This is a genomic window from Acinetobacter sp. ACNIH3 (assembly GCF_002918965.1).
Lineage (GTDB): Bacteria > Pseudomonadota > Gammaproteobacteria > Pseudomonadales > Moraxellaceae > Acinetobacter > Acinetobacter schindleri.
This window is the reverse complement of sequence record NZ_PQLP01000132.1, coordinates 1-1,167: the sequence shown is the minus strand read 5'-3', so window position 1 is coordinate 1,167 and position 1,167 is coordinate 1. Positions and strand designations below refer to the sequence as shown.

The window sequence follows — 1,167 nt, the reverse complement described above, 5'->3', positions numbered from 1 at the left end:
ATATCTTCTTCGACCGCTTCATCCCAGAGATGGATTTGTTTTGCAGTGAGATGTTCGTTTTTACTGCCGAATTTGTGCTGTTTAAATAGTGCGAGTTCATGCTCGTATTTTTGATTGAGAATAGAAAGATGTTGAACTTTAGAATCTAATTGCTGATTGGTGACTTCAAGATGTTGAACTCTGGCATCTAATTGCTGGTTTGATTGTGCTAGAGACTGATGCTGCATTGCCAACTGTCTGGTAAATTCCAGCAGTTGTTCATGGGTCAGTTGGCTTAAGTCAGGCAGCGTATTCATGACCTCAGTATGCCTGAGGTCATGACGCAGAGGAAATAGAACGTTTGGAGAATAGCAGAATGCACCAACCTGGTTTAGAGCATCGTCACTACCTGCTGTTGTCCAATGCGCTGCCAGGGCAAACCCTGGATCAGTGCCTGTAACTGTTCCGGGCAGGGCTACGCTTTCACCCTGGTGAACTTTAGCCCAGTGAAATTTGCCCTGTTCCAGCCGCCGGGCACACAGCCAGATCCCCAGTCCATCATGCACCAGTACTTTCATGCGATGGCCACGTTTATTACAGAACAGGTAAGCACAATGCGGTTTGATGTAGCCAAAGGCTCTCACCACCTGAGCCATGGCCGTATCCATTCCTGCTCGCATGTCCATGGGCTGGGTAGACAACCAGATTTCATCGATACGGATCATGTTGCCAGTGCCTTGAGTAATTCTGCTAAAGCAGATATTTTTGATACTTGCCATTTCAAGCCAATTTCTGCTTTTGAGTGGGGTAAAGTAATTTGAACCGTTAACATGTCAGTAGGAGTAGGATCTAATGGTGCAGAGCAGGATAAGGCAATAAATGCAGGTTTATTCGGTAGTGGTGAGCGATCATTCCCTGGCTTAGCATCAATTAAGCGAATCCATTTGGATACGAGATTTGTATTCAATCCATGTTGCAAAGCGACCGAAGCAATTGAAACGTCCGGTGCTTTACAAGCCTGAACGATCTGCTGTTTAAATTCAGCACTGTATGTTCTTCGTTTTTTCGCAAGAGATGCGATGGATGTCTGGTGATTTGTAGTCATAAATTTTAGTCCCCACTTGTTTTTAAGTGGGGACTAAATTAAGGCTTATAGGACGAATTCATAAGGTGTGTTCAGCGGACGCT

2 protein-coding genes are annotated in these 1,167 nt (G+C 44.9%); both read right to left on the bottom strand.

Annotation, left to right across the window (positions count from 1 at the left end; translation table 11 throughout):
- Positions 1 to 758, bottom strand: a 758-nt coding sequence (tnpB, locus tag C3420_RS17745) for an IS66 family insertion sequence element accessory protein TnpB (RefSeq protein ID WP_146048183.1), incomplete at its 3' end; no start/stop codon positions are given.
- Positions 701 to 1,084, bottom strand: coding sequence for an IS66-like element accessory protein TnpA (tnpA, locus tag C3420_RS17045; protein ID WP_005094709.1), 384 nt, complete (start codon positions 1,082 to 1,084; stop codon positions 701 to 703). The genes tnpA and tnpB, both read right to left, overlap by 58 nt.
- Between the last annotated feature and the right edge of the window lie 83 nt (positions 1,085 to 1,167).

What these genes read in the sequence shown, in the direction of transcription:
- tnpA (WP_005094709.1), bottom strand. Translation starts at nt 1,084, where the DNA reads ATGACTACAAATCACCAGACATCCATCGCATCTCTTGCGAAAAAACGA.